Origin of the sequence: Microtetraspora glauca (genome assembly GCF_040656155.1) — a bacterium.
In the GTDB taxonomy this organism is placed as follows: Bacteria; Actinomycetota; Actinomycetes; order Streptosporangiales; family Streptosporangiaceae; genus Microtetraspora; species Microtetraspora glauca.
Map to the genome: position 1 here is coordinate 1 of NZ_JBFALK010000043.1, position 13,476 is coordinate 13,476.

At 67.3% G+C, this 13,476-nt stretch carries 13 protein-coding genes and 1 tRNA gene; 11 read left to right on the forward strand and 3 right to left on the reverse strand.

The genetic code is table 11. The features are described 5' to 3' along the window. Positions 1-410: 410 nt before the first annotated feature. Together AB0I59_RS41370 and AB0I59_RS41375 are read left to right on the forward strand one after the other, a co-directional pair. Entirely contained in the window at positions 411-695 is a 285-nt protein-coding gene (locus AB0I59_RS41370) for a hypothetical protein (RefSeq protein ID WP_358142400.1), read from the forward strand. A gap of 267 nt (positions 696-962) precedes the next feature. Next, complete coding sequence (locus AB0I59_RS41375; protein WP_358142403.1) at positions 963-1,694, forward strand: GntR family transcriptional regulator; 732 nt, start codon at positions 963-965, stop codon at positions 1,692-1,694. 32 nt (positions 1,695-1,726) lie between these two features. Here the strand turns inward: AB0I59_RS41375 and AB0I59_RS41380 are convergent, their stop codons facing one another. Then, the gene (locus tag AB0I59_RS41380) at positions 1,727-2,140 is read right to left on the reverse strand and encodes a hypothetical protein (RefSeq protein ID WP_358142405.1); all 414 of its coding nucleotides are present in this window, start codon (positions 2,138-2,140) and stop codon (positions 1,727-1,729) included. Positions 2,141-2,313: 173 nt separating this feature from the next. Between AB0I59_RS41380 and AB0I59_RS41385 the strand changes: the two genes are divergently transcribed. The 7 genes from AB0I59_RS41385 to AB0I59_RS41415 all read left to right on the forward strand — a co-directional run bounded on the left by AB0I59_RS41385 (position 2,314) and on the right by AB0I59_RS41415 (position 8,126). Further along, positions 2,314-2,730 (forward strand): plasmid replication, integration and excision activator, encoded by a 417-nt coding sequence (locus AB0I59_RS41385; RefSeq protein ID WP_358142408.1) that lies wholly within the window; start codon positions 2,314-2,316, stop codon positions 2,728-2,730. Positions 2,731-2,854: 124 nt separating this feature from the next. Next, positions 2,855-4,393 (forward strand): FtsK/SpoIIIE domain-containing protein, encoded by a 1,539-nt coding sequence (locus AB0I59_RS41390; RefSeq protein ID WP_358142411.1) that lies wholly within the window; start codon positions 2,855-2,857, stop codon positions 4,391-4,393. Continuing rightward, positions 4,386-4,595, forward strand: coding sequence for a hypothetical protein (locus AB0I59_RS41395; protein ID WP_358142414.1), 210 nt, complete (start codon positions 4,386-4,388; stop codon positions 4,593-4,595). The genes AB0I59_RS41390 and AB0I59_RS41395 overlap by 8 nt, the downstream gene beginning before the upstream one ends. After that, on the forward strand, positions 4,592-6,220 hold the full coding sequence (locus tag AB0I59_RS41400) for a replication initiator (RefSeq protein ID WP_358142417.1): 1,629 nt from the start codon (positions 4,592-4,594) through the stop codon (positions 6,218-6,220). The genes AB0I59_RS41395 and AB0I59_RS41400 overlap by 4 nt, the downstream gene beginning before the upstream one ends. After that, a complete protein-coding gene (locus tag AB0I59_RS41405) occupies positions 6,217-6,405 on the forward strand; it encodes a helix-turn-helix transcriptional regulator (protein WP_358142420.1) in 189 nt (62 codons plus the stop codon). Before AB0I59_RS41400 ends, AB0I59_RS41405 begins: the two co-directional genes overlap by 4 nt. Then, positions 6,402-7,784 (forward strand): tyrosine-type recombinase/integrase, encoded by a 1,383-nt coding sequence (locus AB0I59_RS41410; protein ID WP_358142423.1) that lies wholly within the window; start codon positions 6,402-6,404, stop codon positions 7,782-7,784. The genes AB0I59_RS41405 and AB0I59_RS41410 overlap by 4 nt, the downstream gene beginning before the upstream one ends. 87 nt (positions 7,785-7,871) lie before the next feature. Then, positions 7,872-8,126: a hypothetical protein gene (locus AB0I59_RS41415; RefSeq protein ID WP_358142426.1), complete on the forward strand. Its 255-nt coding sequence runs from the start codon at positions 7,872-7,874 to the stop codon at positions 8,124-8,126. A gap of 172 nt (positions 8,127-8,298) precedes the next feature. On the opposite strand, the gene AB0I59_RS41420 is transcribed toward AB0I59_RS41415, so the two are convergent. Continuing rightward, a tRNA-Ile gene (locus AB0I59_RS41420) sits at positions 8,299-8,372 on the reverse strand. Between the two features lie 252 nt (positions 8,373-8,624). Here AB0I59_RS41420 and AB0I59_RS41425 point away from each other — a divergent pair. Continuing rightward, positions 8,625-9,737, forward strand: coding sequence for a sugar ABC transporter substrate-binding protein (locus AB0I59_RS41425; RefSeq protein ID WP_061261346.1), 1,113 nt, complete (start codon positions 8,625-8,627; stop codon positions 9,735-9,737). 120 nt (positions 9,738-9,857) lie between these two features. On the opposite strand, the gene AB0I59_RS41430 is transcribed toward AB0I59_RS41425, so the two are convergent. Next, on the reverse strand, positions 9,858-10,268 hold the full coding sequence (locus AB0I59_RS41430) for a nitroreductase family deazaflavin-dependent oxidoreductase (RefSeq protein WP_061261360.1): 411 nt from the start codon (positions 10,266-10,268) through the stop codon (positions 9,858-9,860). Between the two features lie 363 nt (positions 10,269-10,631). Here AB0I59_RS41430 and AB0I59_RS41435 point away from each other — a divergent pair, with 363 nt between their 5' ends. Continuing rightward, positions 10,632-13,367 carry a cellulose binding domain-containing protein gene (locus AB0I59_RS41435; protein ID WP_358142430.1) on the forward strand — a complete coding sequence of 912 codons (2,736 nt, stop codon included), beginning with the start codon at positions 10,632-10,634 and terminating at the stop codon, positions 13,365-13,367. Positions 13,368-13,476: the final 109 nt, after the last annotated feature.

Here is a 13,476-nt window from a genome sequence, read left to right on the forward strand (position 1 = left end):
ACGATCCACGGCGGCTGTTCACCCTTCCTCACGAGCGGATCAACGATCAGCAGGCCGCCTGGATACGGTGGAGATCATTTTGTTAGGAGTTGTAAGAGGGGGGTATCAGGGGGATCTTCGGGGGTCCTGTCGCGCTCGCATTGCCGGTGGACTTGCCATCAAGCAACCACGGTACGTCAAGCGGCCTCCCGACAGAGGGAACGCCGGATGAACGAGGAGATGGCGACGGTGACCCGGCCAGATGAGAACAGCGAGGCACGGCCCTGTCCTTCGTGTCGGGGACGTGGCAGCAAGGAACGCCACGCGCGCCGGGCGCTCCTCATCGGCGGCACCAATGCAGATCACGAGTCGGGTGGGGAGCGGGTGTGTCTCGACTGCCTCGGAAGCGGCCGGGCCGAAGGGAACGGAACATGAACCCCATTGATGTCATGGCGGTGGCCTACATGAACCGAACGGATGAGGAGCGCAAGCTTCTCCGGCTTCGCCACGAGTTGACCCAGCGTCGCATTCACACGGAGCTGCGGGACAACAACACGGCGCTCCTGGTGCACCGTCCCGGTGGGCGGGGGCTGCCATTGTGGGTGTTCGTCGGGTACGGCGGCGCGTACTTCTCTTGGCAGTACGCCGAGAAGCGGCACCCGGTGAACGACGCCCCGGGTGCGGCGAAGGTGCTGGCGGAGTACGTCAGCCGGTAGAGCTGGCGCGGCGAGATTGCGGGAGTGCCCGGCCGGGGGTGGGCGGGCGTCGGTGGTGTCCATCGCCCCGGGTCTCGTCGCGCCTTCGGCAGGGTCACGGACAACCACGCCCCCCGGTCCCCGTCCGTGGCCCTGCCGTTCCACCCCCGCTTCACCTCTCTCGGCCCGTACGGCTTTCACGTGCTTGCGGGTATGGGGTGACAGAAATCCGGAGCCGGGCTAGGCTCAAACTTAGTAAAACAACCTGTCGGCTGCTGGACGGTCGTGATGTCGCTAGAGTCCGTGCCTCCGAAGTATGCGCAACTTGTGCAGACGCTTCAGCGGCGTATTGAAGCGGGAGACTACCCGCCGGGGACGCTGCTCCCCAGTGAGAACCAGTTGATCCAAGAGTTCGGCGTGTCCCGCCCTACTGTTGTTGCCGCGTTGCGGGTGCTGAGAGAGCAGGGCTGGATCGAGTCGCAGCAGGGCAAGGGCCGTTTCGTGCGGGGCCGTCCCGCGCTCGCCCTGGCCGAACAGCCACGCCCCGGTCACGCCTACCTGACCAACCCCGAAACCGACTCCCCTGGCGAGGTGCTGGAGGCGGGCGCCCAGGCCCTCCCTAACCGGGTTGCGGCGCTGCTCGATCTGCCGGCCAAGAGCCGGGCCTTTCTGCGCCGCCGCCTCGTCGCACGTGAAGGTGAGCCGTCCGAGATCGTCTCGTTCTGGCTTCCGCTGGAGCTGTCGGAGGGGACGGACCTGACCAGCGCTGACGCGCTGCCCGACAGCATCCGGGATCACCTCCAAGGCCGTAAGGGTGTGCGGTTCGATCACATCATCGAGCAGATCACCGCGCGCATGCCCTCGACGGACGAGGCGAAGCGGCTCGGCATGCCGAAGAACACGCCGGTCCTGGACGTGTACGCCGCCGTGCGTGACGCTTCCGGGCGTCCCCTCATCGTGGTGAACGTGCTGCTTCCCGCCGACCGTCACGAGCTGGAAGACGCGTATCCGCTTGGCTGAGCTGCCGTCCCGGTGAGTGGATGCGAGGCTGTCTATCCGCCGGGACAGTCGGTGTAACCGCCGCTCCGTTTTACGCAGTAGTTCGATGGGCTCCACGTCGGCGTGGAGGTGGTGTGCCCGAACGTCTCCGGGGTCGGCAAGAATCCGATGAGTGCCCCCAGAAAGAGGCCGGCGCAAAGAACCAGGCCGAACAGCGTGGCTGTCCATGGCCTGCCTGTCGAGAGTGCGACGAATCCGCCGACGATAGGTGCACAGATCAAGGTCACGTTAGCGGTGACCTGGAACGCGATAACGAATCCGTCGGACCAGCCCATCGCCATTGAGATGGCCTGGAACATTGCCACTACCCCGATCGCCCAAATGAGCCAGATGATCGACAGGGCGGTGCTGCTTGCCCTGCGTGAGGCTTTGCCCGTCATGGCTTGATTGTCGACAGGCTTGATCATTTGGTTCACGCTGTGCGTCTATCGGTATCGATTTGTGTCGTCTGGGTTGATCAACGCTGAATCTGGGGCTCCACCTCTTTCGCTCCTAGGCACTTGACCTACCAAGTTCGCCGATCTAATCTCGAAGCAGTTGACAGGTTAAGTGCCTGTCAGTCGAGAGGGGAAGATCTCCAATGGCTCTGCAAGGACCCATCCCCGTCACGTTCGACATGGTGTTCCCGCACGGCTGCTACGTCGTCGGCGAGGTCGAGCCGGTCAAGGACTTCGACGCCTCGACCAAAGGCCGGTTCGTCCAGTCCCGCGACAAGCAGACAGGAGAGCCCGTCTGGCAGGTCGCGGTCATGGACGCCGACCCGACCCTCAAGCCCGCCCAGAAGACGGTGGCGGTCAAGATCCTGGCCCCGGTGCAGCCGGTTCCGCCGGCCCCGGTGGCGGGGGTGCCGTTCACGCCGGTCGAGTTCGACGGTGTCAGCGTCACGCCGTACGTGAACAGCAACAGCAACCGTCTCGCCTACTCCATCCGAGTCCGCGAGATGCGCCCCGTCCGGACCGTGTCCGGCAAGACCACCGGCAAAGAGGCGGCGGCGTGATCGAGGTCAACGCCTCGGGTGACGGGGTGGCGGCCTGACAAGCAAGGCGGGGCCGCTGGAACTGGCATTCCAGCGGCCCCCGGATCTCCCACACACGCGAATGTTTGAGAGAGGCACAAGCCTAATGTTCAAGAAACTCCCTGGCGACGAAGCGCGTAACCTCGTCTCCACCACCCCTGACACTGCTGTTGTCTTCCGCCCGGCCGTCGTCCGCACCCCCGCGTTCGTCACGATCGTGATCTGGCTGTCCCGGCTCATCGCGGGCCTGGTCCGCCTCGTCTGGCGGCACCCGATCGCCATCGCCGTACCGGCCATGCCCGGCGTGACCTGGACGCTGTACGGCTGGCGCCCGGCTCTGCTCCTCGTCGGACTCGTCGCCCTGGTGGGCCTGTCCTGGGCATCGCTTCACCAGTCCTCGTTCCTGCGGCTGGTCGGCTGGCGGTTGCTCGCCTTCTGGCGGCTCGTCTGGATCTACCGCCGTCACTGGCAACCCGTGATGATCGTCTCCGGTCTCGGACGGCACTTACGCGGCCGGGACTACCTGCCCCGGCTGATGCGGGTCGAGTGCGACGGCTGGGCCGACCGAGTCACCGTGAAGATGCTCAACGGACAGGCGGTCAAGGACTGGGCCGACCGTACCGACCAGCTCGCCCACGGCTTCGGCTCACGTAGCTGCCGGATGTCGATCGCCCGCGCTGGTCGGCTTGTGCTGACCTTCCCTCGTCGTGATCCTCTGGCGGCCCCGCTGCCTGCGGTGCCTATCCCTGACGTGGTCTCGGTGGGGCCGGTCGAGATCGGCGCTCGGGAGGACGGCACGCCATACCGGCTCAAGGTCCACGGAACCCACGTTCTGATCGCGGGAGCAACCGGGGCCGGCAAGGGCTCGTTCCTGTGGTCGACAATCCGCGGCCTGCTTCCCGCGCTGCGGGCGGGCCTGGTCGAACTCTGGGCGCTCGACCCGAAGCTGATGGAACTCTCGTTCGGCCGGGACCTCTTCACGCGGTACGCGGCTGACCCCGATCAGTGCGCCGATCTGCTCGACGACGCGGTCACGGTCATGCAGGAACGCGCCGGACGCTTCGCCGGACTTCAGCGCTCCCACGTCCCGACGACAGCGGACCCCTTCGTCCTGGTGCTCGTTGATGAGGTGGCGTTCTTGACCGCCTACCAGTCCGACCGCACGCTCAAGCAGCGGATCACCGCCGCGCTCGCGACCCTGACGACCCAGGGGAGAGCGGTCGGCGTCGGGGTCATGGCGGCCTTGCAGGACCCGCGCAAGGAGGTCATGAACATCCGCAACCTGTTCCCCGACAAGATCGCGCTACGGCTCGATGAGTCCGAACAGGTTGACATGGTCCTCGGCGACGGCGCACGTGATCGCGGCGCGCTCGCTGATCACATCTCGCCGGTTCCCGAACTCGGGGCCGGGGTCGGATACGTCCGGCTCGAAACCTCACCCGACCCGGTGAGAGTGCGGGCCGCGTACGTCTCCGACGACGACATCCGCGCCATGGTCGCCCACTACGCCACGCCCACGTGCACCGCGCCTGCCGAGTCCGTTCCGGTACAGCGCTCGGCGTCGGACTCCGCGCTCGTGGTCGACTCCACGCCCGTCACGGGTGCCGCTCCGGTCGCGCCTGAGGGGGTGCAGGCGAATGGTTGAGATCGCTCACCTGCTGGACGAACTGACCTGCGCGGGCTGCGGCACCCCCAACGCGCTCTGGCTGTACCCGGTCCGGGGCCTGGTCGAGTGCCGCGAATGCGGCGAAAAGGCGTCCATCCTGCTCGACCCCCTCGACGGCTTCGACTCCGTCGAACTCCTCGACTCGCTCGACGGCCTCAACTCCTGCGGCGGTGACTGGTGACCAACACGACGGACAGGGCGACCCCTCGGGCGGTGCGGATGGCTCAGCCACTCGCCCGAGAGGTCGTCGAGGAGATCGCCAAGCAGTACGGCGTGTGCATCCGCCCGATCGCTCTCCGGCGGCTCGACATCTACACGGGCAAGGTTGAGACCGTTGACGTTCCGTGCGGTGCGACTTTGGAGAGCAAGTGCCCGCCGTGCGCGAAGCGGAACCGGCAGCTTCGGATGGCCCAGTGCCGGGAGGGCTGGCACCTCGACCACGAACCGGTCAACACCCCGAACGAGGCAGACGACTATCAGCGCTATCTCGTCGAGCTCCGGGCCGACGCGCAAGCCTGGCGCGATGAGGCGGACAAGGCCGGCGAGGACACCACCGACCTGGACGCGGCGATAGCCGACCTGGATGACGAGATCACCCGGACCGGGATGCGCGGCAACATCCTCGGCCGGACCACTGGCAAGCGGTCCCGCTCGACGAGGCGGCGACAGGACGCACCCGACCTGCCCAAGCGGACCATGAGCGCCACGACGCTCGGGCGGACCTTCACCAGCTCGAACGGCAAAACGTTCCGGCCGTCGATGTTCATCACGCTCACCCTGCCCTCGTACGGGCGGGTCAGGAAGAACGGCGCGCCCGTCGACCCGAGCACGTACGACTATGCGCAGGCGGCTCGGGACGCGCTGCACTTCTCCAAGCTGGTGGACCGCTTCGTGCAGAACCTCCGCCGGGTCGCCGGGTTCGATGTCCAGTACTTCGCGTCGGTCGAGCCGCAGAAGCGGCTCGCTCCGCATCTGCATATGGCGGTGCGGGGCCACCTGCCGCGTGCGGAGATCAAGCAGATCGCTGCGGCGACCTATCACCAAGTGTGGTGGCCGTCTGTCGATCAAGTCCGGTTCGAGGGCGATCACCTGCCCGTCTGGGCGGACGGCGTCGGCTACCTCGACCCGGCAACCGGTGAGGTCCTGCCCGCCTGGGATGAGGCGCTCGACGAACTCGACCAAGACGACGAGACGGAACCCCTGCACGTGCTGACCTTCGGCCCGCAACTCGACGTCCAAGGCGTCCTCGCCGGGACCACCGACGCCGACACGTGCATCCGCTACCTGTCCAAGTACCTGACCAAGTCCATCGGAGACGCGATCGATCCGGACGACGAGGAGCAACGACTCCACGCCGAACGCCTCGGCGCTGCGCTGCGCTATGAGCCGTGCTCGCCGACCTGCCCGAACTGGCTCCGCTACGGCGTCCAGCCCAAGGGCGCCAAGCCGGGCATGATCCCCGGTCGGTGCCGGGGCAAGGCGCACAAGCCCGAACACCTCGGCTACGCGGGCCGTCGCGTGCTCGTCTCGCGGAAGTGGTCGAACAAGACCCTGACCGAGCACAAGCACGACCGGCGTACCTGGGTCCTGGAAGCCCTCGGCCTGCCAGACGAGCCGGTTGATCCACACCGGTACGTCTGGCGGCCGGTCAGACCCGGTGATCCTGGCCTCGACCCCCTCGGCGTCCGGCTCCTGCGCTCGGTCCACGAACGCCAGCGCTGGCGCAACCACTTACGAGAGCTCGAAGCGAGAGCGGCCGGGCTACCCGACGAAGAACTTTCGGCAATCAGTGAGGAGGCGGCGTGACCAGGAAAGACGAAATGCTCACCGTGGCCCAGGTCCTCGACGAACTCGGCGTCTCCGCCCGGACCTTCTACCGCTGGCGGGAGATCGGCAGGGCTCCGGAGGGCTTCAAGCTCCCCAACGGCGAGATCCGGATCTATCGCAGCGAGTTCACCGCGTGGCTTGAGACGCTCCGGGAGGTGGCGTGACCTCCTCGTCGTACAAGGTCAAGTTCTGGGGCATTCGCACCAACACGCGGGCCCAGGGGGACGGCAAGAAACCCCGTGTCGTCTCACACACCGTGCGCTGGACGGTCGGCACCGCTGAGAAGTCCTCGACGTTCAAGACCAAGGGTCTCGCGGAGAGCTTCCTGTCGGAGCTGCGCCAGGCGGCCAGGAAGGGGGAGCCCTTCGACCTGGAGAGCGGCCTCCCAGCCTCCATGATCAAAGCGAAGGATGTGCGCACCTGGTACGCCTTCGCGGTCGACTACGTCCACGCCTGGTGGCCCCATGCGGCGGCCAAGTCCCGCGACGGCATGACGGACACGCTGACCGGCGTCACCCTTGTGCTGACCCATGACCGTCCCGGCCGTCCCGACGACGCGACCCTGCGCCGTGCGCTACGGCACTTCGCGTTCCTGCCGCTCGACCGTCGCCCGGTCCCAACACCGGAGATCGCCGGGGCGCTGCGCTGGCTGGAAGCGGCCTCGCTGCCCCTGACCGCTCTGGACGAGGCCAAGCACACGCGCGCCGCGCTCGAATCACTCTCCCTCCTGCTCGACGGCACGGCGGCGGCCACCTCGACCTACCGGCGCAAGCGGGCTGTCTTCCATCACGCCCTGGAGTACGCCGTAGAGCGCGAAGAACTTTCGGCAAATCCGCTGCACCGTGTGAAGCTCCGCCGTCCCAAGCCGGGCGGGGAAATCGATCGGCGCTCGGTCGTCAATCCTGCCCAGGCACGGCAACTGCTCACCGCCGTGACCTACGTCGGGCGGACACGCGGGCCGATGATGAGGGCGATGTTCGCGGCCATGTACTTCGGTGGGCTGCGTCCCGGTGAAGCCGCCGGCCTCCGTGAGCAGGACTGCCACCTCCCCAAAACCGGCTGGGGCCTGCTCACCCTGGCCAAGACCCGGCCGGAGAGCGGCAAGCGCTACACCGACTCGGGGGAGACCCACGACGAACGCGGCCTCAAGCATCGCGGGGCCAAGGAGACCCGGCCAGTGCCGATCCCGCCCGAACTGGTGACCATCTTGCGTGACCACATCACAGCCCACGACGTGGCCGCTGATGGGCGGCTGTTCCGTACCGAGTCCGGCAAAGCCTTCTCGGGCTCGACCGTCTCGAAGATCTGGAAGGAAGCGCGCGGCTACGCCTTCCCTCCGGATGTCGTCGCCTCGCCGCTGGCGGCCCGGCCGTACGACCTGCGGCACGCGGCGGTCTCACTGTGGTTGAACGCGGGAGTCCATGCCCCGGAAGCCGCGGAACGTGCGGGCCATGGTGTGGACGTGATGTTGCGGGTCTACGCCAAGTGCATCGACGGGCAACGCGAGATGGCCAACCGCCGCATCCTGGAAGCCCTCGCCTGATGAGGCGAGATCACAAAGAAGGACCCCGGGAGACATCTCGGGGTTTTTCGATGTTCAGGGCACCAAGGCGGCTCATAAGATCCACACATGTCGGAGACGATGATCCCTTATCTGCTATTCGTCCTTCCCGGTGTGCTGATGCTCTTCTTGCTCACCCGATTAGTCAAGATCCTTCGGCAACGTCGGGTGCTCAAGTACGTCGATCCGATGTGGGCGATGGATCTGATGGGGCGAGTACGCCAGCTCAAGGTGAGGGGCATGGAAGAGGATGCCGTCCTCCTCGTCCAGGACGAGATCGGGATGGACGAGGACACCGCCCGTTCGTGGGTCCGATGCGTGTGACCGGTCCGCAAACAGGCGGATCCACCTGGGAAAACGGGGCCAAGAGCATTCCGCGTATGTTCCGCGAGTGGCGGCATACGGCTGCTTCCGGCCGCGTTCCGCTGCCTGACACGTGAATCATGATCAGACGAGAAGCCGCAGGTGGCAGGGCATATTCACTGATCAAGTTGAGTAGGGCGGGTGGGACTTGAACCCACGACCCACGGATTATGAGTCCGATGCTCTGACCGGCTGAGCTACCGCCCCGCAATGGTGGAGTCTCTCACAACTTAGCGCCTGAGCGGATCAGCCGATCACATCGAAATGAGACCGACAGTCGAGCTCGAGACGGCCGACGTGGGAACGGTTCACGCACCCCGATCGCTCTCGTTCCTGCCCATGGCCTGCCCGGGCCCTGGTACGGCGGTCGCAAAGAACGGCTCCGCGGCGTCCGTGATCAGGCGTTATGTCCTCGATGTCCGGGTACGGCACGGCCGAACAGGCTGAAGGGGTTTCGCCGTGGGCAGAAATCTGGTTCGCCGGCTCGTGCCGGGCGTCGTGGTCGTCGTCCTTTTGGGTTTGGAATCGTGCGGTACGGCCGGGCAGTCGGGAGGTGGCCCCACCAGCGTCGCCGTCGGCTCGCTGAGCGACGGTTTCACGATCGGCTTACTGCTGCCGGACGCCAAGGCGGCACGCTACGAGAAGTTCGACCGTCCGTACATCATCCAGCGCGTCGCGCAGCTATGCCCCAGATGCGAGGTGATCCACAACAACGCCGGAGGCGACCCCAAGCGGCAGCAGCGCCAACTCGCCTCGATGCTCGCGGACGGCGTGAAGGTGTTGATCCTCGACGCGGTGGACGTCAGGGGTATCGCCTCCTGGGTGGCCCTGGCCAAGAACCAGGGCGCGCGGGTCGTCGCGTACGACCGGCTCGCGGGCGGTCCCGTGGACGCCTACACGTCATTCGACAACATCCAGGCGGGCCGGATGCAGGGGCGATCCCTCCTGGATGCGATCAGGATCGGCGGGGACCCCAGGCGCGGTGAGATCGTGATGGTCAACGGCTCGCCGGCCGACCAGCACGCGGGCGACCTCAAGAAGGGGGCGCACCAGGTCCTGGACGGGCAGGTGACCATCGGCAAGGAGTACGACGCGCCGGGCTGGAACCCGGATCGGGCCGGCGCCGCGGTGAACGGTGCCCTCACCGCGTTGGGGGCCCAGAGGGTCATCGGCGTGTACGCGGCCAGCGACGCCATGGCGGGCGGCATCGCCACGGTCATGCGGAGCGCGGGCGCCACCCGCGGCACCCCGCTCACCGGCCGGGGCGCGGAGCTCGACGCCGTACGGCGGATCCTGCTGGGGACCCAGACGATGACCGTCTACCTGCCGATCAGATCGGTGGCGCGCAGCGCGGCCAAGATCGCGATCGATCTCGGGGTCGGCAGGACCGTGTCCGGCACGACCACGTTGTCCAACGGGACCGTGACCTCGATCCCGGCCGCGATGATCGCACCGATCGTGGTCGACAGGGGCAACATCAAGAGCACGGTGATCAAGGACGGCTACTGGACGGCCGCCGAGATATGCGCGTCCCAGTTTCGCGCCGCGTGCCGATCCGCGGGCCTGTTCTGAGCGCCAGGCGTCGGAGGCTGAGGCGGCCGTCCTCGGGTAGGCGGGGTCGTCAGCGGGACCAGCCGGGTTAGCCGATCTTGTCGGGAGGCGTTCGTCCGCACTCCCCGCCGGTACGGCGAGCTATGGAAGGCGTTCGAGAGCGATGACGGGGATCTCGCGCTCGGTCCGCGCCTCATGCTCGGTGAAGAAGGGGTACTGCTCCTTGGTGACCGCCCAGAGTCGCTCCCGCTCCTCGCCCGTGACGACGACGGCGGTCGCCTCGTAGGTCTCCGCCCCGACCTCGACGGTGACCTTCGGGTCGGCCACGAGGTTGAGGTACCAGTCCGGATGGGATGGAGCGCCCATGCAGGACGCGAAGACGAGCAGGCGGTCGCCATCAGGCCGGTACATCACGGGCGTGGTGTACGGCCGACCGCTCTTTCGGCCACGGGTGGTGAGCAGCAGGAGCGGCCGCCCCCTGAGCGGGCCGCCGCCCCTGTGCTCCCGGAACTGCTCGATGGTCTTCTTGTTGAGCTCGCGGATCTGGTCCATGGGCACCATGCTCGCCGGAGCGACTGTCAGGTCCCGTCAGGTACGTCCGGTCGGCGTGTTCCCCGTCGCGGTTCCCTCCAGGGCCGCGAATTAGTCGTGTATTCAAACTATTGAAGCTCCGGATCGGGTCCGAAGTTCTCGTGTGGTGATCCAGTGGGGCCGCTGGCCGCCCGAAATGTAACCCCTGATCGTAATATGTCGGGATCGCGGCAAGGGGCTCGCTTTGTTCATAGTCCAAACTATTGACGGAGCCGTGACGCCTGTGTGAATCTCTCGGCAGTTCCATGCACGCGCTGGGCGGACGGTCAGGGTCCCCACCTGATCGTGCATGGCGGTTGTCCACGCCCGAAGGGATATCCGTCCATGCGAAAACTCGTCAGTCTGCTCGCGATCGCCGTCGTGGCGTTACTCACGGCGGTGATCAGGACCGCGCCGGTGGCCGCCGTCGCCGCGGATCCGTACGCCTTCAAGAACGTCCAGATCGCCGGAGGCGGCTTCGTCCCCGGCATCGTCTTCAGCCCCGCCCAGAAGGACCTGATCTACGCCCGCACCGACATCGGCGGCGCCTACCGCTGGAGTCAGTCCACCCAGTCCTGGACCCCGCTGCTCGACTGGGTCGGCTGGACCAACTGGGGCTACAACGGCGTGGTGAGCCTGGCCGCCGACCCGGTGGACGCCAACCGCGTCTACGTCGCGGCCGGCATGTACACCAACAGTTGGGACCCGAACAACGGGGCCGTCCTCCGCTCGTCCGACAAGGGCGACACCTGGCAGGTCACGCCGCTGCCGTTCAAGCTCGGCGGGAACATGCCGGGCCGAGGCATGGGCGAACGCCTCGCCGTCGACCCGAACAAGAACAGCATCCTCTACCTGGGCGCGCCGAGCGGGAACGGCCTGTGGAAGAGTACCGACTACGGCGCGACCTGGGCCAAGGTGACCGCGTTCCCGAACCCCGGCAACTACGTCGCGGGGGAGGGCGACTACCTCGGTGACAACCAGGGCGTCGTCTGGGTGACCTTCGACAAGCGCACCGGCACCTCGGGCAACGCCACCCAGACCGTCTACGTCGGTGTGGCGGACAAGCAGAACACCGTCTACCGGAGCACCGACGGCGGTGCCACCTGGTCCCGCGTCGCCGGCCAGCCGACCGGCTACATCGCGCACAAGGGCGTTCTCGACACCGCGGGCGGCTACCTCTACATCGCCACCAGCGACACCGGCGGGCCGTACGACGGAGCCAAGGGCGATGTGTGGCGCTACGCCACCGCGACCGGGACCTGGACCCAGATCAGCCCGATCCCGTCCAGCAGTTCCGACGACTACTTCGGCTACAGCGGCCTGACCGTCGACAGGCAGAACCCGGGCACGCTCATGGTCGCCACCCAGATCTCCTGGTGGCCGGACGTGATCTTCTTCAGGAGCACCGACAGCGGCGCCACCTGGACCAGGGTCTGGGACTGGACCTCGTACCCGAGCCGTAGCTTCCGCTACAAGATGGACATCTCCTCGGCCCCGTGGCTGACCTTCGGCGGCAACCCCTCGCCGCCCGAGGTCACGCCCAAGCTCGGCTGGATGACCGAGTCGATGGAGATCGACCCGTTCGACTCCAACCGCATGATGTACGGCACCGGCGCCACGATCTACGGCACCACCGACCTCAGGCAGTGGGACGTCTCGGGTGGCCAGTTCACGATCAAGCCGATGGTGAAGGGCCTGGAGGAGACCGCGGTCCTCGACCTGATCAGCCCGCCGAGCGGAGCCCCGCTGGTCAGCGCCCTGGGCGACATCGGCGGCTTCCGCCACACCAACCTCGACGCGGTGCCATCGATGATGTTCACCCAGCCCAACTTCACGTCGTCGACCTCGCTCGACTACGCCGAGACCAACCCGAGCGTGATGGTGCGGGCCGGTAACTTCACCGACGCCGACCGGCCGAACGACAGCCACGTCGCCTTCTCCACCGACGGCGGCGGCAACTGGTTCCAGGGCACCGAGCCCGGCGGGGTCAACAGCGGAGGAACCGTCGCGGCGGCCGCGGACGGCAGCAGGTTCGTTTGGGCGCCCGGCGACTCCGGCCTCCAGGTCGTCTACTCGGTCGGCTTCGGCACCTCCTGGACGGCGTCCAGCGGCGTACCGGCCAACGCGATCGTCGAGTCCGACCGGGTCAACGCGCAGAAGTTCTACGCCTTCAAGGGCGGCACGTTCTACGTGAGCACCAACGGCGGCGCCACGTTCACCGCCACAGCGGCCGCCGGGCTGCCGTCCTCGGGAAACGTGCACTTCAAGGCCGTACCCGGTAAGGAAGGCGACATCTGGTTGGCAGGCGGCACCGGCGGCACGTACGGCCTGTGGCACTCCACCAACTCCGGAGCGTCGTTCACGAAGCTGGCCAACGTGACCGAGGCCGACAACATCGGCTTCGGCAAGGCCGCGCCCGGACAGTCGTCCATGGCCCTCTACGCGATCGCCAAGATCGACGGCGTCCGCGGGGCGTTCAGGTCCGACGACGCGGGCGCGACCTGGGTGCGGATCAACGACGACCGGCACCAGTACGGCAACTGGGGCGAGGCGATCACCGGTGACCCGCGGATCTACGGTCGGGTCTACATCGGAACCAACGGCCGCGGGATCATCTACGGCGACCGCACCGGCACCTCGTCGCCCTCGCCCAGCGCTTCATCGAGCGCCTCGCCGTCGGCCAGTCCCAGCCCGTCGGCGTCGCCGAGCCCCAGCGCCTCACCCAGCGCGTCGCCCTCGGCCAGCCCGTCGCCCAGCTTCAGCCCGTCGGCGGGCAAGGCGTGCACGGCGACGTACAAGGTGGTCAACCAGTGGCCGGGCGGCTTCCAGGGCGAGGTCGCGGTCAAGAGCAGCGGCACCGCGGCGATCTCCGGCTGGACGGTCACGTGGACGTACGCCAACGGGCAGACGATCAGCCAGCTCTGGAGCGGCAACCTCACCCAGTCCGGCTCCGCCGTGACCGTGACGAACCTGAGCTGGAACGGCGGCCTCGGCTCCGGCGCGAGCACGACGTTCGGCTTCAACGCCGGCTGGTCCGGCACCAACGCGGTCCCCGCGGCCGTGACGTGCACAGCCTTCTGACCGGCTGCGGCACCTGAACCGGGACGGCCTGGGGCCCCGCACGGCCCCGGGCCGTTCCCGCCTGCGCCGTCCCGTCCCCGGACCCCCGTCCGTGGGTGGAGACCGTTTC

Bases quoted from the DNA above. Each gene is read 5' to 3' on its own strand.
- AB0I59_RS41370 (WP_358142400.1), top strand. From the start codon at position 411: ATGAACCCCATTGATGTCATGGCGGTGGCCTACATGAACCGAACGGAT.
- AB0I59_RS41375 (WP_358142403.1), top strand. From the start codon at position 963: ATGTCGCTAGAGTCCGTGCCTCCGAAGTATGCGCAACTTGTGCAGACG.
- AB0I59_RS41380 (WP_358142405.1), bottom strand. From the start codon at position 2,140: ATGATCAAGCCTGTCGACAATCAAGCCATGACGGGCAAAGCCTCACGC.
- AB0I59_RS41385 (WP_358142408.1), top strand. From the start codon at position 2,314: ATGGCTCTGCAAGGACCCATCCCCGTCACGTTCGACATGGTGTTCCCG.
- AB0I59_RS41390 (WP_358142411.1), top strand. From the start codon at position 2,855: ATGTTCAAGAAACTCCCTGGCGACGAAGCGCGTAACCTCGTCTCCACC.
- AB0I59_RS41395 (WP_358142414.1), top strand. From the start codon at position 4,386: ATGGTTGAGATCGCTCACCTGCTGGACGAACTGACCTGCGCGGGCTGC.
- AB0I59_RS41415 (WP_358142426.1), top strand. From the start codon at position 7,872: ATGTCGGAGACGATGATCCCTTATCTGCTATTCGTCCTTCCCGGTGTG.
- AB0I59_RS41430 (WP_061261360.1), bottom strand. From the start codon at position 10,268: ATGGACCAGATCCGCGAGCTCAACAAGAAGACCATCGAGCAGTTCCGG.
- AB0I59_RS41435 (WP_358142430.1), top strand. From the start codon at position 10,632: ATGCGAAAACTCGTCAGTCTGCTCGCGATCGCCGTCGTGGCGTTACTC.